This window comes from Bacteroides intestinalis (assembly GCF_003464595.1).
Classification (GTDB): Bacteria; Bacteroidota; Bacteroidia; order Bacteroidales; family Bacteroidaceae; genus Bacteroides; species Bacteroides intestinalis_A.
This window is the reverse complement of sequence record NZ_QRZF01000005.1, coordinates 236,075-258,566: the sequence shown is the minus strand read 5'-3', so window position 1 is coordinate 258,566 and position 22,492 is coordinate 236,075. Positions and strand designations below refer to the sequence as shown.

Here is a 22,492-nt window from a genome sequence, read left to right as displayed (position 1 = left end):
TTCTTATCGCAAATAAGATTATACACAGCCGCTATTAAACAAAATAAATATCGAAAAATAGAATAAAAGAATCTAACTTAATTTTTTAACTTTAATCTAGTAATGATGATGAAGTCAGTATTATTGAAAAACAATCGGAGAGTCCTCACCGGTTTGCTCGTTTGCACTGGTTTTATTTGCAGTTATCCATCCGCTGCCATGGCAGAATCGGATAATTCCTCAGTGCAAATAATCACTCAAAGTAATACACCTCAGAAGCGTACTTTGATGGGAACCGTAGTTGATGCTTCCACCGGAGAGACTTTGATTGGTGTAAATGTGAAAATAAAAGGCGAAGAGGGAGGTACCATCACCGATATCGATGGTAAATTTCAGGTTGCTGTAACCAGCAAGACAGAATTAGTGTTTTCTTATATCGGTTACAAACCACAGACGCTGATGGTAGGTGATTTGGGTGTGATGAATGTGAAACTTGCATCGGACAATGAGGTACTGGATGAGGTAGTGATTGTAGGTCAGGGTACACAGAAAAAGGTATCCGTGACAGGTGCTATTGCTACAGTGAAAGGAGCTTCTTTGAGAGCACCTTCTTCTTCTCTTACCAGTTCACTTGCCGGTAAACTGGCGGGTGTGGTATCTATGGTGAATAGTGGTGAGCCGGGTTCTACTTCCGAATTCTATATCCGTGGTATCAATACATTCGGTAGTTCCGCTTCTCCGCTGATATTGTTGGATGGCATCGAGATTTCTTCTGCCGACCTGAACCGCATTCCCGCGGAGTCTATCGAAAGCTTTTCTTTACTAAAAGATGCCTCGGCAACCGCTATTTACGGTAACCGTGGTGCAAACGGGGTAATGCTGGTAACTACAAAGAAAGGCCAGGAGAATACGAAAGCGACTGTCAATGTATCTTTGGAAGCTTCTTATTTCAAACCGACGAAAGTTGCGAAGTTTGCGGATGGTGCTACGTACATGAGAACTTACAATGAAGCGGCACAGGCCAGAAGCCTGACTCCGATTACATCTCCTAAATTCAGTGAAGAGCAGATACGAAATACAGAACTGGGTGTTGATCCGTATGTATATCCCGATGTGGACTGGTTTGATCAGATATTCCGCTCCGGCAACTTCAACCAACGTGCCAATGTGAATGTACAGGGTGGCGGCTCTCGTGTGACTTACTATATGAGTTTGCAGGCTAATCATGATACTGGTTTACTTGATGCACCGGATTATTATTATAATCCTAACATTAACAACTGGAACTATAATTTCCAAAACAATATCTCTTATAAGTTAACCAACACTACTACCATCGATATGCGTATGATGGCTCAGATTGGTAATTCACAAGGCCCTAACTACAAGACCGGTGATTTGTACAACATGGTGATGCGTACCAATCCGGTATCTTTTCCCGCTTACTTTCCACAGCAGGATGGTGATGATGGTTTTATCCGTTTCGGTAATGCGGAAATCAAACCGGGTGTAGTTGGTAAAAACCCGTATGAATATATGATGAGTTCTTTCAAAGAAACTAATTTTAATACGTTGAATACCTCTATCGCACTGAATCAGGACTTAAAGGTGATAACTGAAGGTTTGAGCTTTAGAGCATTGGTAAATTTCAAGAATTGGTCGGAATCTTCTTACAACCGTTCTATCAAATCCTATATGTACAAGGTGAAAGATGGCTCATGGAATCCCGAAACAAATGACTATGACCTGCAACTATTACAGACTGGTGACCAGTTTTTGAGTCAATCTGCTATAGGGCGTAATACTGACCAGACTTTCTATTTCGATGCTCGTTTGGACTGGAGACGCAGTTTTGGTGATCATAATTTGTCAGCCATGGCTATGTACATGATGCGTGAATACAGGAATGATGTTTTACCAAACCGTAATCAAGGTTATTCAGGACGTGTAACTTATGATTATGCCAATAAATACTTGCTTGAATTCAACTTCGGTTACAATGGTTCTGAACGTTTGGCTTCCGGTCAGCGTTTTGAATTCTTCCCGGCTGTATCAGCAGGTTGGGTGGTAAGTTCTGAAAAGTTCTGGGAACCCATAAGTAAATATGTTAATCACTTCAAAATCAGAAGCTCCTATGGTTTGGTAGGTAGTGATGCTTTTGCCAGTGGTGCTCCACACTTCCTTTATCAGAATAATATAGGTATTGGTAAAGCTGATAATTACTGGACCGGACTTCCAACGAGTGAAACCGCCAAGCAAGGTCCTGCCTTCTGGGTACTGGCTGTACAGAATGCCGGATGGGAACATGTGAAGAAATTCGATATTGGTGTCGACTTGTCATTGTTCAATCAGGTAAATATTACATTCGATTATTTCCATGATGTACGCAACCGTATTTTGATGGCTCGCGCTTCCTGGCCTGTTATGTTGGGATACTGGGGTTCAAAACCCTGGAGTAACATCGGAGAAGTGGTGAACCAGGGTTTTGAATTGAGTGTGAACTGGACGAAGCAATTCGGGAAAGACTTGATGGTAGATTTCCGTGGTAACTTCACTTATAACCAGAACGAACATAAATATGTAGATGAACCCAACTATCCATACGTTTGGCAAACCGATACCGGTAAACCGTTGAATACGTATAAAGGATATATAGCCGAAGGTCTGTTCTCCAGCGAAGAAGAAATAGCCAATTCACCCGACCAATCTCAATTGGGAGCAAATATCATGCCGGGTGATATCAAATACCGTGATATAAATGGTGATGGTAAAATCACTACTGAGGACCAGGTGATGATTTCTTCCTACGATTGGAAACCTCGTATCCAGTATGGTTTCGGATTGAACGTTGTCTATAAGAACTTCGATTTAGGTGTATTCTTCAGCGGATCGGCCAAACGTAAGATAATGCTCAATAGCGGTATGGCACCATTCCTTTCAGGTGGTGGTGACGGTGAAGAAGGAGAAACTCTGGAAAGAAACCTGATGGACTGGATTGCAAATGACCACTGGTCAGTGGATAATCCGAACCCGAATGCAGCATATCCACGTCTGGGTATCAGCAAGACTGATATCAACAACAATATCCAGTCCAGTACTTACTGGCTGCGTAACGGAAACTTCCTCCGCTTTAAAACATTGGAGATTGGTTACCGTCTGCCCTATTGCCGCATCTATCTGAGTGGAGATAATCTGGCTGTATTCAGTCCCTTCAAGTTGTGGGATCCGGAACTGGCATGGAACGTTTATCCGTTCTCACGCACTTTCAATCTGGGTGTTCAATTTACATTCTAAAACAATCTAATACATTATCGACGTATGAAACTTACATATAAAATAACCCGAATGGCACAGGTTTTAATAACATCCTGTTGTCTGGCATCCTGTAACTATCTGGATATTATTCCACCTGCACAGGCCGATTTTAAAGATACTATGAAAGATCAGGAAGCTACGTTAAGCTTTTTATATACCTGCTATGGTGCTGTTCCGCGCTCTACTCCATTCCAATATCATTCTTTTGAACTGTCTGCAGATGAATCTGCTGCTCCTTACGAGTATTCTAATTATCAGCAACAAGTGGCTTGGGGAACTATTTCTCCGGCATTCTACAGTAGTTGGGGTGGTGATGACCAGACTATCTGGGTTCCCAGCTATAACTGGTTGGGCTATGTGCACCATTTCCTGAGTTTGATTGATGAATTACAGCCGGTTGGTGTAACGCAAGAAGATAAGGAAGAATACAAAGCTGAATGCTATTTTCTGGAGGCTTATTACCACTTCCGTGTTCTGCAAGCTTTTGGTCCTTGTCCTCTTATTACAGAAAAAGTAGACCCAAACATCACCAATGAGGGTATTCCCGGACGTTCGCATTTCGACTACTGTGTGGATTACATTGTAGGTAAATTAGATCAGGCTGCCGGCGTACTTCCTGCTACACGGCCTACCAATTACTTGGGACGTGCCACTTCTACCGTAGCTAGAGCATTGAAAGCTCGTGTATTGTTGTATGCAGCTTCTCCGTTGTGGAACGGATCATTCCCTCATCCGGAATGGAAGAATAAGAATTATGAAACTCCGGGATATGGAAACGAACTGGTGAGCACTACTTACAATCCGGAGAAATGGACGCGTGCCCTGACTGCCTGTCAAGAAGCTTTGACGGCTGCTAAAGCGGCAGGTTATCAACTCTTTGACATCGAAACTGCCAACCGGAAAGCTGATCGTGATAATCTGAGTCTTCCTTTCATTCCGGGACGTGAAGAGGATACCGAAGAGAATCGGGAGTTCAAAGAGCGTGTTCGTATGTTCCAGTATCTGATTGCTGCCAATGAAGGTGACAATAATAAAGAGATCATTTGGGGGCAACGCATTTCGATAGATGGGAATAACGGTAGCGGTGAAGCTACTTCCTGGCGTTTACCGAATAAAGTTGTAAAAAGAAGCAATGGCATTTATGAAGGAGGTTGGGCAGGTGATGCCCCGACATTGTACTCTGTACAGCATTTCTATACCGAGAATGGTAAATTGCCGGAGAAAGATCCTGAATTTTATTCTGAGGATCAGTGGTATACTCGTTTCTATGAAGGTACTCAGAGTCCGGCGCTTGCTACCAACAATCTGGATGGAGAAGATGTGAAGAATGATATCATCAAGATGCATGCCAAACGTGAAGCTCGTTTCTATGCATGGATTGCATTCGATGGTTGTCAGTATAGTCCGAAGATCAATAACGGTGGACCGTTATGGCTGAACCTAAAAAATACTAATACGAATGGTTATAATACAAGCAATACCCGTAACTGTGTAGGAGCTGGTTACCTCACGAAGAAGTTTATTGATCCCAATACTTATTATGGTGCAGACGGTACAAAGACGTGGACTGCTATCCGTCGCCCGCTTTTCCGTATGGCAGAACTTTACCTGAACCTTGCAGAATGCTATGCTGCGCTGGATAATACAGGCGAAGCTCTCAGCAATTTGAATGAAGTTCGCCGTCGTGCCGGTTTTGATGATCTGACTGAAGGCGATATTACAGCTGACATGACTCTGACCGATTGGGTTCGTAATGAACGCTTTGTGGAACTGTTTGAAGAAGGACACCGCTACTACGATGTACGCCGTTGGATGATTGCTCCTCAGATGTTGAAAGCCGGCGCTCGCTATGGACTGGATGGTCTGCGCGTAAACCCGAGCTTCGAAAACTTCAACAAACCGACACTGATTAACCAACCGTTCAAGTGGGACGATAGACTGTATCTGCTTCCTGTTTGGTCACGTACCGGTATGGATGAGCTCTACAGTAATCCTCAGTTAGTACAGGCACCCGGATATTAATCAATCTCTAAAAAAACAAAGCTTTATGAAAATAAGAACAATCTTGTTGATGGGCGGCCTGGTACTGCTGGGTGCCTGCAGCGAATCAAAATATGATTTGGACCAATTGGTACCGGAAGAGTACCATAAAATACTGTATGTGAACAATAGTGGTAAGCAGAGTCTTACACTGTACGATACGGATGAAGATAATAAGTACACGCTTTCAGTGATCAAGTCCGGAAGTGATCCCAGCCTGACTGCCAGTGTCAAAGTTAATGTTCTGACACAGGCGGAACTTGACAAAGAATATAGCGAACCGGAAGGTACGAACTATAAGTTGATAGGCGAAAACTGTTATTCACTGGATGCAACCACTCTGGACTTTTCGTCTGCTGACAGGTATAAACTGGTAAACATTTACTTGAAACCTCAGAGCGTAAAAGCAGCAATGGAGACTGATCCGGAAGCCGTATGGGTATTACCTATACAGGTTACCAGTGAAACAGACTCCATCAATGCCGAAAAGAATGAATTGTTCCTGAAACTGGCAGGAGTGATTACACCTGCTATTGGCTTTATAAATTCAGCTGTAGAACTGAAGACGTTGGAATATGGTTCTATCTCTACATTTACAGAGAAGATAAAGTTTGGCCTTGATACGGATAACAAATGGGATTTGGAATGTAAGTTTGCAGTAGATAAAGACTACGTTATAGAGTACAATGCGGACAATGGAACGAGCTTTAAGATTCTGCCCGAAGGAACTTATACCGTTCCGGAAACGATGACTCTTCCCAGTGGCACGACGAACCTTGAACTGGAAGTTAGCATTAAGGGAGACCAGTTGGCACCGGGCGATTATATGTTGCCTGTTAAGGTAATGGATGTTTCTCAGTTTGAGGTTTCTGAATCGAAGGTTGTGTATCCTTTGGCTATCCGGGTCATGGGGCACAATCTGGACCGTACAGGCTGGACGGCAGAGGCTAATTCGGAGGAAGTGTCAGGTGAAGGAGCCGGAAACGGTGTAGCCGGTTGTGCTCTGGATGGTAATCTGACTACATTCTGGCATTCAAAATGGAATGGTGGCAGCGATAACCTGCCGTTTGAATTTATTGTCGATGCTAAAAGAGAATATACTTTCACCCAGTTTGCTATGATGCAGAGACAGCATGATACAAACCGGGATACGAAATCCGGTGAATTCTATGTAAGTTCTGATAAGGAGAACTGGACGAAGGTAGGCGACTTCACTATGAAACAGGTTCTGGAAGCTCAGATGTTTGCCGTTACTCCGGTGAAAGGCCGTTACTTCAAGATAAAGATGACGGACAGTTACAGAGCTCCTTACTGCTCTTTCGCTGAAGTATATGCTTACGGGCTGGAATAAGAGATAAACAATAACAGTTAGACTATTTGAATAGGGTTGGCTTTTAGATAATGAAAGTCAACCCAATTTATAAATAGCCATGAAAAGAGTGTGATTTTTACCTCTAAATCAGGAATGTTTCTCCGTTTTGGCCTAAAAATTGCTTTTTTTGGCAAGATTGTGACTATTCTGATAGAAAGACATGGCTTATCTTTGTGAACAAACATTATATATCTAATACCGATTAATAAAACAGGCTTATGAAAAAGTTTTTTTTATGCTTTGCCGCGGCCGCTTTACTATTGAGCGCCTGCAATAGCATTGCACCGAAAGAAGAACTTGTAATCAATCTACAAGAGAAAGGAGCCGAAGTAGCTCCATCCATGTACGGAATCTTTTTCGAAGAAATTAATCATGCAGGAGATGGTGGCTTATATGCCGAGCTGGTGAAGAACCGTAGCTTCGAAGAACTGGAAATGCCCGAAGGCTATTATGCCGAAGGAGATGTACTGCATCCGAAGAAAGTCTGCAACCACATGTCAGGTGAGGTACGGGAAGGAAGTTTCCGCTGGACTACCGAGCCTGTGCCGGGATGGAACCTGAATACTCAGGAAACTGCTCATGCAGAGATGAAACTGACGAAAGAAAATCCCAAATATCCGACAGCACCCAATAATCTGAAAGTAACCATCAAAGATGCCTCGACTCCTGTCCGACTGATTAACGGAGGATACTGGGGCATGAATCTGGTAAAGGAAGATTCTTATCTGCTGCGTGCCATTCTCCGCACTTCTGCCGACTATAAAGGAAAAATAACTGCCCTGCTGTTGTCCGAAAAGGATGAAGTACTGGCTTCTGCCGCTATTGAGATAAGCGGAAGCGGTACGTGGAACGATGTTCACCAGATGATGAGGCCCGCGGCTACCGATGCGAAAGGAAAACTGGCTCTGGAATTTGACGGACCGGGTACGGTCTACGTGGACTATGTATCCCTCTTCCCGGAGAAGACTTTCCGTAATCGTCCGAATGGCTTGCGGAATGATGTAGCAGAAATGCTGGCAGGTCTGCAACCGGCATTTGTACGTTGGCCTGGTGGTTGCGTAGTGGAGGGCATCTCATTGGAGAACCGCTTTGAATGGAAGAAAACCTTGGGTGATCCTGCTGCACGGTCGGGAGAATACAGCACATGGGGATATCGTTGCTCATACGGTTTCGGATACTATGAAATGTTGCAGTTCTGTGAGGATATAGGTGCAAAGGCGATGTTTGTCTGCAATGTCGGGTTGGGTTGCCAGTACCGCATGGGAGATGCTTCGTCTGAGAATAAGATTGCTTACTATCTGGACGACTGTATGGATGCTATAGAATATGCCATTGGCGACGTCACCACCGAGTGGGGTGCTAAGCGTGCCGAGCAGGGACACCCTGCCCCCTTCCCATTGCAGTATGTTGAGATTGGCAATGAAAACTGGGGCGATGAGTACGACAAGCGCTTCGATATCTTCTATACCGCTATCAAAGAGAAATATCCCGAACTGACTTTGATTTCCAATCATGGCCTGGGCGGAACAGGCAAGATTGCCAAGACAGATATGATTGATCCGCACTGGTACGTCAATCCCGAATTCTTCTTCCAGAATACAAAGATTTTTGATAACCATCCGCGTGGAAAATACGATGTGTATGTAGGCGAATATGCTTGCAATGCCAATGTGGGCGGAGGCAACCTGCGTGCAGCCCTTTCGGAAGCAGCTTTCATCTCCGGCATGGAGCGTAATGGTGATCTGGTGAAAATGACTTCCTATGCTCCGTTATTGGAAAACCGGAACGACCGTTCATGGGCTGTCAACCTCATCTGGCTGGATACGGATCAGGTGTTAGGGCGCAGTTCTTACTATGTGCAGAAGATGGCTGCAGAGAATCGTCCGACCTATAATGTAAAGAGCAATCTGACTATGAGCGCTCCCCAGCAGATGGAATATAATGCAGGACGCTTCGGCTTTGGGTCATGGAATACCCAGGTAGAGTTTAGTGACGTAAAAGTGACTCGTGCAGACGGAACAGCCGTTCCTTTCGATCTTGCTAAATCTGCTGAGCAGAAGGGTACATGGAATTTGAAAGACGGTTTGTTAAGCCAGACTTCTCTGGAAACACCTACGAAGTATATCGTAGATGGTTTCAGCGGCAATGAGTTTACGCTTGAGTGTAAAGTCCGCAAGACGGGTGGTCACGAAGGGTTCTTTATCTATTTCGGCTTGTCGGAAGATAATAAGAAAGGTTTTGTGTACAACGTTGCCGGATGGAACAATCAGACTACGGCTATCGAAGGAGTTGCAGAAGGTCGCACGGCCGGTGTGGTTAGCGACAGGGTGGCGCAATCTCTTGAAAATGACCAGTGGTATGATGTAAAAATGGTGGTTACTCCGCTGAAGAGTGAACTCTATATGGATGGTAAGCTGATCGTATCTTATTCACCGGAAACAACGCCGCTTCAGTTCTTCTCTTCGGGCTATGATGAAGCAACCGGTGAGTTGATTGTGAAGGTAGTGAATGCTGAGGCTGAAGCTTATCCGTTAAGAATAAAACTGGAAGGAGTGAGCAAGGTAGAGAAAACTGGCAAGGTGATTTCTTTGTCGGCAGCCAGCGATATGGAGGAGAATTCCTTTGAAGAACCCATGAAGATTTCTCCGCAGGAGAGTGAGTACAATGGTTTCGGAGAAAGTTTTGACTATAGTTTCCCACCGTTCTCATATACCATATTGCGTCTGAAAGCGAACTAATTAAATATTTAAATAAAAAAGATGAAGCGTATTGTTTTTTTGGATTATGTGCGTGTATTTGCGTGCTTTCTTGTCATGGTTGTCCATGCTAGTGAAAACTTTTATGGTGCTGCCGGAGCTACGGATATGGTGGGGCCTCAGTCCTACCTGGGTAGTGAGGCAGACCGGCTATGGGTAGCTGTGTACGACGGTTTCTCACGCATGGCGGTGCCACTGTTTATGATTGTCTCTGCATTTCTTCTTGCACCGATGAAGAAAGAACAGACCATGTGGCAATTCTACCGTCAACGTGCCCTTCGCATCTTGCCGCCATTCTTCATATTCATGATACTGTACAGTACGCTTCCGATGTTGTGGGGACAGATAAACGGAGAAACATCGTTTAATGATATGTCGCGGATATTCCTGAACTTTCCGTCATTGGCCGGACACTTGTGGTTCATGTATCCTTTGATCAGCCTTTATCTGTTCATCCCCATCATATCGCCGTGGCTGAGTAAAGCTACGGCTAAAGAAGAACGTTTTTTCATTGGTCTGTTCCTGCTTTCGACCTGTATGCCTTATCTCAACCGCTGGTTCGGTGAAGTGTGGGGACAATGTTTCTGGAACGAATACCATATGCTGTGGTACTTCTCCGGTTACTTGGGATACCTTGTAATGGCGCATTATATACGTGTGCATCTTACATGGAATCGTTCCAAGCGCCTCACTATAGGAACTATTTTAATGGTGGTCGGTGCTGTATGGACGATTTACTCATTCTATGTCCAGGCCATTCCCGGAGAAATTCTCGTTACCCCGGAAATAGAGATCGGATGGGCTTTCTGCACCATCAACTGTGTGCTTCTCACGGCAGGTACATTCCTTCTTTTCACATGTATAAACCGTCAGAATCCGCCACAGGCTATTACAGAAACATCAAAGCTCAGCTATGGTATGTACCTTATGCACATATTCTGGCTTGGGTTATGGGTAACCGTGTTCAAGCATAACCTGGAACTGCCCACTGTTGCCGCTATACCCTGTATTGCAGTAAGTACATTCATTAGCTGTTTCATCGCTACGAAGATTATCTCGTTCATACCGGGCAGTAAGTGGATCATAGGATAAGGGCTTATATACAGATTATTGAATTAGATTCTATGTTTACTGATATGGCAATTTTCTAATGAATTATATCAAATTACTCATTCAATATTTATTAGATAAACACTATATTTGTACACTGTAAATCTATGAATTACTGTATATTATGAAAAGCTATAAATCCCTTGTATTGTTGATTCTTTCTATCTGCCTGGCTTGCCCGGCTTTGTTATATGCTGTAGAAAATCCTGTTTCTATTAAAAAACTCAAGGTGGAATATGCCGAAATGCCATTAGGCATCGATGTAGAAAAGCCTCGTTTCAGTTGGCAAATGGTGGTGCCGGATACCGAAAGAGGTTATTCGCAGAAGGCCTATCAGATAATAGTGACTGATGAAATGGGTAGTTTGGTATGGGATAGCGGAAAAGTGTCGAGTGACCTGTCACTGAACATAGAATATGCCGGTGCTCCTTTGCAACCTGCTACCTGCTATTTCTGGACAGTCAACGTTTGGAATCAAAGAGGCGAACAATCATCGGAAACGTCCTGGTTTGAGACAGGATTAATGAGTAAAACTTCCCCTTACGAGGGATGGAGTGGTGCTAAGTGGATAGGTGGCGGAGATAAAGACAGGATGCTCTATTCTCACTATCTCCCGGTATTCAGGCTGAATGTTTCACTTCAACTGGATGAAAAGTCAAAAAGCACACGTGCAGGCTTTGTCTACGGAGCGAATGATAAGCGTCTGATGGATAAGAATAAGAACCTGTATCACTTGCAGAATGGAAAAGATGAATCTTATATTAAAATAGAATTGAGCATTGATTCACTCGTTTCGGGTAAAAAGGCAATGCTGAATGTGTATCGTGTGGGATACCATCCGGACGATCAGGGAAGCGTTCCTTTCAAAAGTTTCCCTGTTCCGCTGACATGGATTCATGAAAACAACAAGTATGCACAGCATACCATAAGCCTTACTTCCGATCTGGGGTTTACAAGATTCTATGTGGATGGTGGCGAAGAGATTGGTCGGGCAGACCTGAACCCTTTGGGGCGGGGAGGTGATTTTATCGCTTTCCCGGTGGTAGGCGATGTCGGTTTTGATGTTCCCGCAGGGCAATCTGCTATTTTCCCGAAGATGGAGATTGCTAATCTCAGAAGTCCTTCGAATGTGATAACTACTTGTAAAGAAGGGAATAACTGGATAGATGGCAATGTTTCCGGTGCTTTTCGTACTTTCACTCCCAAAGGCAATTCTGCCCCTATGCTTCGTACGGTTTTCTCTACTCCGGATACTGAAATAGCCAAAGCCCGCTTGTATGTTACTTCACGTGGTATTTATGAGGTTTATCTGAATGGCAAGCGTGTAGGAGACGATTATTTTAATCCCGGAATCACCCAGTATAATAAAACCCATCTGTACCAGACGTTTGATGTAACGGAGTACGTTCATTCCGGTAGAAATGCCCTTGGCGCTTTGATGGCAGAAGGCTGGTGGAGTGGGGGTGCTACCTTTACGGGAGACAATTGGAACTTCTTCGGTGACCGTCAATCTTTATTAGCGAAACTGGTTATCACGTATGCAGATGGCCGGACCGATGTGGTGGTAACTGATCCGTTATCCTGGCAGTATTTCAGTGAAGGTCCTATTACTTACGGTAGTTTCTTCCAGGGTGAAGTGTATGATGCTTTAAGGGAAACGGCAGTGGAAGGATGGAGTATGGCTTCTTATGATGCATCTGCCTGGAAACCGGCTCATGAAGTTGCCTTGGAAGGTAATATCAGTACGGCAGGTAATCCGAATATGCCGTGGGTGAATGATTATTCAGGCTTTGAACTTACCGGGCAGTTCGGTCAGACGGTGAAACAAATAAATGAGTTGACGGCTCTCTCGGTAGAAGAAGTCCGCCCCGGTGTGTTTGTATATGATATGGGGCAGAATATGGTAGGAGTTCCCCGAATTAGTTTATCGGGCATGAAACCCGGAACGGAAATTACGCTGCGCTTTGCTGAGGTGAAATATCCCGATTTGCCGGAATACGAAGGGAATATCGGTATGATTATGCTGGAGAATATCCGTGCCGCTATGGCTCAGGATGTTTATATAGCTAAAGGCGGGCAGGAAATCATCTCTCCCCGCTTCACCTATCATGGTTACCGCTTTATAGAGATCACAGGCATTGATAAACCGTTGCCTGTGGGAGCGGTGAAAGGGGTAGTACTCAGCTCTATACACGAATTAGCTTCACGCTACGAGACTTCCAATACTCAGGTGAATCAGCTTTGGAAGAATATAACCTGGTCTTCTTATGGAAACTTCCTTTCCATTCCTACGGACTGTCCGCAACGCAATGAACGGCTGGGATGGGCAGGAGACATTTCTGTCTTCTCGCGCACGGCAACTTATCTGGCGGATGTCCCGCAATTCCTGAGACGCTATCTCCGTTCTATGCGCGATGTTCAGCGGACGGATGGGCGTTTTCCGGATATTGCTCCATTGGGTGGTGGCTTTGGCGGTCTGCTGTGGGGAAGTGCCGGAATCACAGTGCCTTGGGAGTGTTACCAGCAATATGGGGATACCATTTTGTTGAGCGAACACTACGACGCCATGAAGCGCTATATTCAATACATCATCGATAATACCATCGAAACAGAAACCAACCTGATTGTTCAAACCCGTTCGTGGGGTGATTTGTGTGACTGGCTGGGGCTGGAGGATGAGAAGAATGACAAATCTCTGGTATGGGAAGCCTACTTCATTTATGATCTGGAGTTGATGGCTAAGATGGCGGCTGTCCTTGGTAAGGCTACCGATGCCGAGTGGTTTCGTGAACTGCATGCCGCCCGGAAGGATTTCTTTAATAAAACGTATATAGAGCCTGAGACCGGAAAGACCTGGTTTTCGGCTTTTGTCCCTGAGAAAAAGGGATCACATATCGATATACAGACTTCGTATGTGCTTCCGTTGGCTTTCAATATTATTGATGAAGAGAATCGTAATAAGGTGATTGCCAATCTTGCAGAGACTGTGAAAAGGGAGAATACCACGGATAGAGGTCAGCAATGCCCGCCTTACTCTCTGATGACAGGTTTCATCGGCACATCATGGATCAATAAGGCTTTGTCTGACTACGGGCATTCAGACTTGGCTTACAGGCTACTTCAGCAGACCAGTTATCCTTCGTGGCTTTATTCCATTGAACAGGGAGCCACTACCATCTGGGAACGTCTGAACTCTTATACTCGCACAGATGGTTTTGGTGGAAACAATCGCATGAATTCTTTCAATCATTATTCTTTCGGTGCTGTGGGTGCCTGGATGTATAATTATTCTTTGGGAATACAGCGTGATGAAATTTCTCCCGGTTTCAAACAGTTTGTTCTGAAGCCGATGCCCGATCCAACCGGGAAGATGACGTATGCACGGGGATATTATGATTCTATGTATGGACGCATTGAAAGTGGCTGGAAAGTGGAGAGCGGAGTGATTCGTTATACTTTCACTGTACCTGCCAATACTACAGCTACCCTATATCTGCCGGCTGCATCGCTGAGGGATGTTCGTGAGAAAACGAAACCTGTCCGGAAGTGTAAAGGAATAGAATTTATCAGTGAAGGAAATGGAGAGGTGGTTTTGAAACTTTTTTCCGGCAGCTATTCGTTTGAGGTGAAGAAGGATTATCCGCTTGCGGCAAGGAAGAGGAAGAAAGGTGAGATAGCCAGATCTAAGGGAATTCATTGAAAAAACAAACTGAAGATTATGGGATTCAATATGTAAATCTTATCTTTGCGAAAAAGTTCGCATTGAAAAAGTTCGCAATATGGAAAACCCTTTTAAGTTTGGTACTATAGTGGATGGTAGCTACTTCACAGATAGAGTGGAAGAGCAAGAAAAAGTGAAGCAAGTCATTTCAAGTGAGAATCATTTGATATTGATAAGCCCTCGTCGTTTTGGAAAGACAAGCCTTGTACAGAAGGTTATGAAAAGTCTGGAGCGTCCGGTTTTTCAATTGAATCTGCAACTGGTGACGGATACGGAAGACTTTGCCGCCCATTTGCTTAAATTAGTGCTTCGTAAATATCCGATGGAACGTCTTAAACATCTGATTTCTCATTTCCGTTTTATTCCTACCATTTCGACTAATCCGATGACAGATGGCATAGAGTTGTCTTTTCAACCTTCAGTTGATAGTTTTGTGCTTTTGGAAGATGTTTTCATTCTCATTGACAAAATAGGTGAGAGGGGAGAGAAACCGGTCGTTGTCTTAGATGAATTTCAGGAGATAAAGGCATTGGATAAGAATCTGGATAAAAAAATGCGTTCCATACTTCAGTTGCACAGCCATGTAAACTATGTATTTCTGGGTAGCCAGGAGTCTATGATGGAGGAAATATTTGAAAAGAAGAAATCCCCTTTCTATCATTTTGGTTATCTGATGAAATTGGATAAGATTCCTTATGATGATTTTCTTGTGTTTCTGAAAAAAGGCTTTTGTGAACTTGGAGAAAAGACAGAAGTTGAGAATGTGAGTCGGGAGATACTTGCATTTACCCGTTGCCATCCATATTATACTCAGCAGTTGGCTTTTCAGGTCTGGACACTTTGGTTGCAGAAGGGATATATGGATACATTGGTTGCTGATGCAAGCCTTTTGTTGACCCAAGTGCATGATATGGATTATGAGAGATTATGGGCAACTTTTAACCGCACGGACAAAAAAGTGCTGATAGGTTTAAATATGAATCTTGGTTCTCCTACCAGTTTGTCTTTTCTCAGGAATCAGGGAATTGAATCTTCGAGTACTGCTTTCAGTAGTTTGAAACGATTGAGTAAATTAGGCTATGTCATTAAGAATGATGTGTATGAGATGGATGATCCTTTCTTTGCACAATGGATAATGAAGCATCGGTAAAAAGGACGTTTTGACACTTTGCATATTTAATAGCTTTAGAATCTGTTCTTTTGCCTTATCTACCGGATGGAAGAAAAGAAAGAATTCTATTTTTGTAGACTACATACTGTCAGGCGTATAGCGAATAGTTTACAACTCTAAAAAGTCGATATATTGCTCGTTTCTAATGAAAGTACTGTTTCTTTCTAATGAAACAAGTGTTCTTTCTGAATGAAGTTAACTCTTTGTTCGCAAGAAGTTAACTTCCTGTCGACAGGAAGTTAATGTTTTGTCGACAAGAAACAGACTTTTTCATCTGAGAACTGCATAAATGGGGTATATTATACTAGAATCCTGCATATACATGCCGTTGTATATGCAGGATTTTTCTATTTCCACTTTTAGAGATAAAGGCGTATGTTGCTGAAATGTTTGAAAGTCTGCCTTTATAGAGGTGGAATAAAGAAAATTCTTTCTTTATGTCTTCCATATAACGAAACCGCCCAAGTGAAACTACTTTTTTCTAAAACAATAGTTCTAACTTTCTGCTTTTTAAAGGCTTACTTTCCTAATTTGTTGTAGAAGTATTCGCTTTTGCGTTCCACACCAGCAACGCCAGCAAAGTGGAAAGTAGTGCGGCCCCGATCCAGAACCAATTGATATATGTGAAATCATACATATCGGTTCCGTTTACTACAGTCTTTTGCCCTTCTATCAATACGCCGCTCATCACATCCTGTAATCCTGCGCCGATGTAACTTGCAATTCCTACTACACCCAGAGCTGCACCCGAAGCATTGCGTGGGGCGATATCAACGGCCATCAGTCCACCCAGAAAGCAGATCAGTACTCCGATACCCAGACCAAATAAAACCATGGCTAAAGCATCCAGCCAGAAATGAACGCCGGGTATAAGCAAAAATAAACATAAAGCTACTACATTCATTACTCCGAATACCAATGCCGGAACATTCCGGCTACCGGCAAATAGTTTATCAGAAATAATACCTGAAAGTACGGTTCCTACAATTCCGCAAATAGAGCTGATAGAGATAATGAAACTTGCGTCCAACGTATCGTATCCTTTTTGTGCCTGCAAGTAAAACACTCCCCAGCTGTTCACTGCATAGCGACTGATGTACATGAAAGCACTGGAAAGAGCCAATATCCAGATGGCCGGATTACGAAGGACGGCTTTCTGAGCACGATTGAACTCTTCTGATTGTCTTTTTGAATTATCTTGTTCCGCTTCTTTATTCAGCAGAAAGCCCTGACTTTGAGGAGTATCTTTCATAAAGACAGACATCATCAGAAAGCCCAGCAGACCGATGATTCCTGCTCCGATCATTCCGTATTTCCATCCCATCCAACTCACTACCAATGCAATCGAGATAAATGTCAATGCTTCGCCTATATTATGACTGGCAGACCAGAAACCATAGTAAGTACCGCGTTCTTTACTGTTGTACCAACGGCTTAGCGATACGACCCCGGAAGCGGCTCCCATAGATTGGAACCAACCATTCAATCCCCAAAGTAAGACAAAAGCATAAAAAGAGTTTGTAAATCCTAATATCAGATTGATCAATGCAGAGCAGAGTAATCCGGTGGACATGAAACGCTTTACATTGCTGCGGTCTGCCAGAAAGCCGTTTGTCAGTTTTCCTACAGCATAAACAAAGAAGAGGCAGGAACCTATGATTCCCAATTCCGTTTCAGAGAATACCCCGTCTTCAACAATAGGTTTGCGAACAATATTCATGCTGAGGCGACATACATAATAAATGCCGTACCCCATTGTGGCAGACAGAAAGGTGACAAGACGGATACGCTTGAAGCGTTGTGAGTCTGTATCCTGACAAGCTTCTGTAGCTGGGAGTGATATCTTATAAAAATCAAGTATTCTTTTAATCATGTACTTTAGTATTTTTAATGGGCATATCTGCGTTTACACTTGTACGCCAGTTTTCTAATTTATTGAGTAATCTCTCTGTGAGCTCCGGCTCGCTATCTTTTAGATTTTCTTTTTCAGATAAATCTTTTGAAAGATCATATAATTCAAGTTCACCAGTGTCGTAAAACTGGAGTAACTTATAGCTTCCCATGCGGATGGCTCCTGAAGGACGCCCTCCTTGATTGGAATAATGAGGATAATGCCAGTATATAGCGTCACGGTAATTTCGCTTTTCATTCTTCAACAATGGGAAGAAGCTGATACCATCCAGATGCTGTTCAGGATGTAGGTTGCTTCCGGTCATTTCGAGTATTGTAGGATAATAATCTGTAGAAATCACCATACTGTCACACCAATTTCCGGCATTTTCCATGTGAGGAATACGTACAATAAGAGGCTCTCTTATTCCTCCTTCGTATGTGAAACCTTTACCTCCCCTCAATGGGAGATTAGCTGTTGGCGAACCTTCGGAAGTAGACAATCCTCCGTTGTCCGAAGTAAATATAATGATTGTGTTCTCATACAGTCCCAAACGCTTCAATTCATCGATTATTCTGCCAATGTTTTCATCCATACTGGCAATCATGGCAGCATATACAGCATTACTTTGAATGATTCTTTCAATATGTGTTGAATCTTGAAAGGGCTGCTTGTTTTTCCATTCCGGTGTAATATTGAATGTTTTGAATGAGTTGAGTCCCATCCTTTTTGCTTTTTCTTCAAAATACTTCACTTTATCTGCCTTGGCTAGCAGAGGCGTGTGAACCTGATAGAAAGGCAGGTTGATAAAGAATGGCTTATCTTTGAAGCGGCGGATTATCTTGATACACTCGTCACCCAGGCGGTCAGTCAGATATTCTCCTTCCGGACCGTCACTCAGGCAAGGATTGTGATAAGGAGAGAAGTACCCTCCTTTGCCTGGTCCCCCTTTATTGCATCCGGCTATGTTTATATCGTAACCTTGATATTGCGGATAAGTGAGCGAATCGATAGAACAATTCCATTTACCGATATGGGCGGTCTGATAACCTTCTTGTTGGAGGGCTTCTCCAATAGTCAGCTCACTCAATGGCAGGTTCTGTACAAACGGTACCGGCAGAACCGGACATGTCGCATCAATAATTCTTTTGCGGGAAGCTACTGCATATCCACCGGGAATGTAGTCCGTCAGATGAAGTCTTGCAGGATATTTTCCGGTCTGAAAACTGGCGCGGGTGGGTGAACTAACAGGACATGCTGCATAGGCATTTGTGAAGCGGATTCCTTCTTTGGCAAGTTGGTCGATGTTGGGAGTTTCATAAAAGGAACTTCCGTAGCAGCTTAAATCCATCCATCCCAAATCATCAGCCAGGATAAAAAGCATATTGGGCTTTATTGTTTTTCCGGTGGTTTGAGCCTGTACGGTGGTAAACCCTACTGATAGGACAACCAGTTCGGAAATAAATAGTCTTCTGTTCATAATCTTTGGTTTTAAAAGGGTGTAAAAAGGTGTTCCGGACTAATCAGTCCGGAACATTCCCCTGTATTTAAGCCAGTATTTTAATTATGCAATCCTCTGCTTCTCAGATAATCAAGCAGGTATTGAGGACGGTCCGTTTGAATAATTCTTGCTCCCAATTTATCGATCAGGTAGCCATATCCCTCATCCGGATTCTTGAGTGACAGATCATCGTCATGACCACCTGCCATGGTATCCCATAATGTATTGTACCAGATCAGTGCACGGCCATCGAGTGATGATTTCAATTTAACAGGAAGCGGATTGGAGTCTTTTACATATAACAGTTCAAAGGCTACAGGATTCATATCTTTGATGAATGTTTCAATTTGCTCTCCGGCATTAACCTTGTCCAAATTGACAATAGGCATATAGATCACATCATTCAGATAATTGCCAAACTGTTTTTTTACTTCTTCCGCCGATTTATTCCCTTTCATAATAATCTGTTTGGTCGTTCCTGTTTTTTCCATCAGTGCATATACCTGTTCGAAGTAACGGTCGGCTTTATCAAGATTCAGCATAATCTTTCCTTTGGCGTGCATCAAAGCTTCTTCCAGAGTCGGTACATTGTGGATTGTGCGGATGGCACAACCATTTTTCAACTTTAGTTTTCGGATGGAATCCAAGGCTACTTCTGCTATTTTTCCTTTTCCGGTAGTGGTACGGTCCAGCGTGGGGTCATGCATCAATATCAGCTCACCGTCTTTGGTACGTTGTACATCCAGTTCCACGATGTCTACACCCATCTTGATGGCATTGTCTATCGCTTCCAAGGAGTTCTCTGGGAAATTGCGCCAGTCTCCGCGGTGTGAGGCAACAATAACTGTGCTTTGATCACGGTTTAATAACTTCTCACGAATTTTGCTAACCCTGTCTTGTGCACTAAGTTGCACAGTTGCAAGTATGGCAATCAGTATAAAAACTATTCTTCTCATATCTATTCTTATTTTAATTATCTTCTACCTATTTTCTTTAAATATGCATCCAGTAAAAAGGGATGGTCACTGAAGATGATATTAGCTCCTTTTTGCAAGAGCCATCCATAGCTGTTTTCCGGATCGTCCATTGCCAGTTCATCATCATGACCTCCGTTGAAGTCCGCCCATAGAGAATTGTACCAGATACGGAACCCTCTGCTTTTAATCTCTTTAGTACGGTCTATTACAGGGAAATCATCACGTTTGAATGAAAGACTGATTACAGAGGTTTTTATGTTATCCATAAAATCATCCAGTTTTTCGTTATCTCCATTACCCTTGCAGACTAATACTGGAATGTAAATAAGGCCTTCCGGGAATTTTCCATATTCCTCGATCACTTGCTTACTGTTTTTAGTACCGCGCAAGATAATCTGATTCATACATCCATGCTGCTTGGCTACTTTAATCACCTTTTCTTTTACCGGTTGCCATTTATCAACCTGAATGAGAATCTTTCCTTTAGCCATTTCCAATACCTCGTCCAAAGTAGGTATCTTCTGTCGTGTGACTACTCCGATAGGACTTCTTAGATATAGCTCTTTCAATTCTGCCAGTGTATAGTCGGATACCTTACCCTTTCCGGTGGTAGTGCGGTCTATTGTTTTGTCGTGCATCATTACTATAACGCTGTCTTTGGTCATCTGCACATCAATCTCAATGCCGTCAAATCCGGCATCAATACAGCTTTGGTAGGCTTGGAGAGAGTTTTCGGGTGCATTGCGCCAGTCACCACGGTGGGCGATGATCATTACATAGTCGGACTTACCGCCATCATTTAGTTTATCTAAAAGGAAGTCCATTCTATTTTGCTGTCCGTAAGCAGTAGCAGCAAAAAAGAGTAATATATTTATTAAATACCTATTCATAATAAAATCTGTTCTATGTCATTAATCAAAGTTTGTACTATCTGTCCAACCCGGATTTTGTGTCAGTTTACCACCGGTTACAACACGCTCGCTTGCAGGTATCGGCCATAGGTAATCCCGGTTCTCATCCCAAGTTACCTTGATCTTATCCAATGCATGAATGTTACCGGATGTTACGTTGGTTAAAATGAGATCTTTACCCAACTTCTTTGCAGTACCTTTGAAGTTTCCCTTGTCTTCAGTGTAGAGTAAGAGGTCGTTTGTACCGTTTGCATCCATATCGTATTCACCTTCCGAGGGGAAGTAGCATCCATAGAAAGGTTTTGTAAGCTGTTGTCCCTCTTTCCAACGGAAGATATCCCAAAGACGGAAACCTTCCATCGTTAATTCTATAGTACGTTCTCTGCGGATTTCAAGAATGACTCCCGTGTTTGTGCTTTGGGTTACGTTAGGATAATACTCCTGCATCAGTGGATCGGGCGTTGCATTCGCTTCATTCATATCCAGATCGGGCATTTTAGCGCGTGCGCGGAGCTTATTGACGGATATATCCAGATCATTTTGAGTCAGTGTACCCAGTTCGGCTTTCGCTTCTGCATAGTTCAGGTATACTTCGGCTGTGCGGAACAGAGGCCAATCGGTAAATGCCTTATTGGCACCGTCATACTTGGATTCTCCGACAAATTTAATAGGCTGGTAACCGGTCAATGCTGTAAGGTCATTGGCTGTCACCTTAGATGCTCCCGTCTGGATATACCCCGGACACAGTACTGTTTGCTGCATGCGTGGATCACGATTCGTGGTTTCTGCAACAAAATCATCGGCCTGCCAACCTGCCTTGTCCGAATAACGTGTTCCATCGGCCATCAGATAGTGATTCATAAAACGTTTTGTAAATCCTTGCCGCCCGTTCTTTATAGCAAAAGGAATTCCATGCATTACGTTGGCTGTTTGGCTATAAAGTCGTGCCAATATAACTTCATCAGTACATGCTTCCAGACTGTTGAATAAAGAGCGATAGGGGGTGTTTCCCGTGGTGTATAATTTGTAACCGCTTTCTTTGATGAAAGTTTCACCGGCTTCTGCCACTTGTTTCAGGTATTTATCAGCATTATTCATTCCACGATATTTACGGTAGGTTCCTTCATAGAGCGCTACTCTTGTTTTGAGTGCTAATGCTGTCCATTTAGTTACCCTTGCCGTACTCTTTGCGGCAGAGAGTAAACGTATGGCTTTATCCAGATCGTTCATGATGGAATCCATAACTAAACCACGGTCATCACGTGGTTTAAACAATAGTTCCTGATCAACGGAAGTCAGTACCTGATTGTACCAAGGAACATCTCCGTAGCGACGTACTTTTACATAGTAGAAGTATGCCCGCATGAAGTATGCGACTCCGTCGTATTCATTTCTGGCTGCCATATCTTTGCATCTGTCGGAGTGCTGCAGGTAGTAATTGATACTGCGCAGTTTATCCCAGTTCCAGCCACTTTCGTCTGCTGTCGAACGTTGTCCTTGCAGTACGGCTCCTAATTCACTGTCGATATTATCGTCGGCATTTGTAGCCACTATATCGTCAGCATTCTCCAGTTGAGTATAAAAGCCATCTGTCCATAACTGTAATTCGGTTGCGGAAGAAAAGAAGGTTCCCGGACTTAAAGTATCTTCCGGAGTCATATTGAGTAATCCGTCGCAAGCCGTAAAGCTTGCCATTGCCAAAAGTGCAATAATTATTTTATTCATTGTTTTCATTTTCAATTCCTTTT

General features: G+C 43.3%; 12 protein-coding genes. 7 read left to right on the top strand and 5 right to left on the bottom strand.

What is annotated here, in order from left to right; translation table 11 throughout:
• Nucleotides 1-108: 108 nt before the first annotated feature.
• The 7 genes from DWW10_RS09410 to DWW10_RS09380 all read left to right on the top strand — a co-directional run bounded on the left by DWW10_RS09410 (nucleotide 109) and on the right by DWW10_RS09380 (nucleotide 15,443).
• Nucleotides 109-3,273, top strand: a complete 3,165-nt coding sequence (locus tag DWW10_RS09410) for a SusC/RagA family TonB-linked outer membrane protein (RefSeq protein WP_118420815.1) — start codon at nucleotides 109-111, stop codon at nucleotides 3,271-3,273.
• 24 nt (nucleotides 3,274-3,297) lie between these two features.
• The gene (locus DWW10_RS09405; protein WP_022393073.1) at nucleotides 3,298-5,316 is read left to right on the top strand and encodes a RagB/SusD family nutrient uptake outer membrane protein; all 2,019 of its coding nucleotides are present in this window, start codon (nucleotides 3,298-3,300) and stop codon (nucleotides 5,314-5,316) included.
• Nucleotides 5,317-5,341: 25 nt separating this feature from the next.
• Nucleotides 5,342-6,685 (top strand): BT_3987 domain-containing protein, encoded by a 1,344-nt coding sequence (locus tag DWW10_RS09400; protein ID WP_022393072.1) that lies wholly within the window; start codon nucleotides 5,342-5,344, stop codon nucleotides 6,683-6,685.
• Between the two features lie 239 nt (nucleotides 6,686-6,924).
• Complete coding sequence (locus DWW10_RS09395) at nucleotides 6,925-9,444, top strand: alpha-L-arabinofuranosidase C-terminal domain-containing protein (RefSeq protein WP_022393071.1); 2,520 nt, start codon at nucleotides 6,925-6,927, stop codon at nucleotides 9,442-9,444.
• Nucleotides 9,445-9,465: 21 nt separating this feature from the next.
• The gene (locus DWW10_RS09390; protein ID WP_022393070.1) at nucleotides 9,466-10,554 is read left to right on the top strand and encodes an acyltransferase; all 1,089 of its coding nucleotides are present in this window, start codon (nucleotides 9,466-9,468) and stop codon (nucleotides 10,552-10,554) included.
• A gap of 142 nt (nucleotides 10,555-10,696) precedes the next feature.
• Nucleotides 10,697-14,272 carry a family 78 glycoside hydrolase catalytic domain gene (locus DWW10_RS09385; protein WP_118420781.1) on the top strand — a complete coding sequence of 1,192 codons (3,576 nt, stop codon included), beginning with the start codon at nucleotides 10,697-10,699 and terminating at the stop codon, nucleotides 14,270-14,272.
• Between the two features lie 79 nt (nucleotides 14,273-14,351).
• Entirely contained in the window at nucleotides 14,352-15,443 is a 1,092-nt protein-coding gene (locus DWW10_RS09380) for an AAA family ATPase (protein ID WP_022393068.1), read from the top strand.
• 547 nt (nucleotides 15,444-15,990) lie between these two features.
• Here DWW10_RS09380 and DWW10_RS09375 read toward each other — a convergent pair.
• From DWW10_RS09375 to DWW10_RS09355, 5 genes are all read right to left on the bottom strand, one after another.
• A complete protein-coding gene (locus tag DWW10_RS09375; protein WP_022393067.1) occupies nucleotides 15,991-17,337 on the bottom strand; it encodes an MFS transporter in 1,347 nt (448 codons plus the stop codon).
• Nucleotides 17,330-18,835 (bottom strand): sulfatase, encoded by a 1,506-nt coding sequence (locus tag DWW10_RS09370; protein WP_022393066.1) that lies wholly within the window; start codon nucleotides 18,833-18,835, stop codon nucleotides 17,330-17,332. The genes DWW10_RS09375 and DWW10_RS09370 overlap by 8 nt, the downstream gene beginning before the upstream one ends.
• 80 nt (nucleotides 18,836-18,915) lie before the next feature.
• Entirely contained in the window at nucleotides 18,916-19,812 is an 897-nt protein-coding gene (locus DWW10_RS09365; RefSeq protein ID WP_022393065.1) for a glycerophosphodiester phosphodiesterase family protein, read from the bottom strand.
• 17 nt (nucleotides 19,813-19,829) lie between these two features.
• On the bottom strand, nucleotides 19,830-20,723 hold the full coding sequence (locus DWW10_RS09360; protein ID WP_022393064.1) for a glycerophosphodiester phosphodiesterase family protein: 894 nt from the start codon (nucleotides 20,721-20,723) through the stop codon (nucleotides 19,830-19,832).
• A gap of 21 nt (nucleotides 20,724-20,744) precedes the next feature.
• On the bottom strand, nucleotides 20,745-22,478 hold the full coding sequence (locus DWW10_RS09355) for a RagB/SusD family nutrient uptake outer membrane protein (protein WP_022393063.1): 1,734 nt from the start codon (nucleotides 22,476-22,478) through the stop codon (nucleotides 20,745-20,747).
• Nucleotides 22,479-22,492: the final 14 nt, after the last annotated feature.

Bases quoted from the DNA above. Each gene is read 5' to 3' on its own strand.
- DWW10_RS09410 (WP_118420815.1), top strand. From the start codon at position 109: ATGAAGTCAGTATTATTGAAAAACAATCGGAGAGTCCTCACCGGTTTG.
- DWW10_RS09405 (WP_022393073.1), top strand. From the start codon at position 3,298: ATGAAACTTACATATAAAATAACCCGAATGGCACAGGTTTTAATAACA.
- DWW10_RS09400 (WP_022393072.1), top strand. From the start codon at position 5,342: ATGAAAATAAGAACAATCTTGTTGATGGGCGGCCTGGTACTGCTGGGT.
- DWW10_RS09395 (WP_022393071.1), top strand. From the start codon at position 6,925: ATGAAAAAGTTTTTTTTATGCTTTGCCGCGGCCGCTTTACTATTGAGC.
- DWW10_RS09390 (WP_022393070.1), top strand. From the start codon at position 9,466: ATGAAGCGTATTGTTTTTTTGGATTATGTGCGTGTATTTGCGTGCTTT.
- DWW10_RS09385 (WP_118420781.1), top strand. From the start codon at position 10,697: ATGAAAAGCTATAAATCCCTTGTATTGTTGATTCTTTCTATCTGCCTG.
- DWW10_RS09380 (WP_022393068.1), top strand. From the start codon at position 14,352: ATGGAAAACCCTTTTAAGTTTGGTACTATAGTGGATGGTAGCTACTTC.
- DWW10_RS09375 (WP_022393067.1), bottom strand. From the start codon at position 17,337: ATGATTAAAAGAATACTTGATTTTTATAAGATATCACTCCCAGCTACA.
- DWW10_RS09370 (WP_022393066.1), bottom strand. From the start codon at position 18,835: ATGAACAGAAGACTATTTATTTCCGAACTGGTTGTCCTATCAGTAGGG.
- DWW10_RS09365 (WP_022393065.1), bottom strand. From the start codon at position 19,812: ATGAGAAGAATAGTTTTTATACTGATTGCCATACTTGCAACTGTGCAA.
- DWW10_RS09360 (WP_022393064.1), bottom strand. From the start codon at position 20,723: ATGAATAGGTATTTAATAAATATATTACTCTTTTTTGCTGCTACTGCT.
- DWW10_RS09355 (WP_022393063.1), bottom strand. From the start codon at position 22,478: ATGAAAACAATGAATAAAATAATTATTGCACTTTTGGCAATGGCAAGC.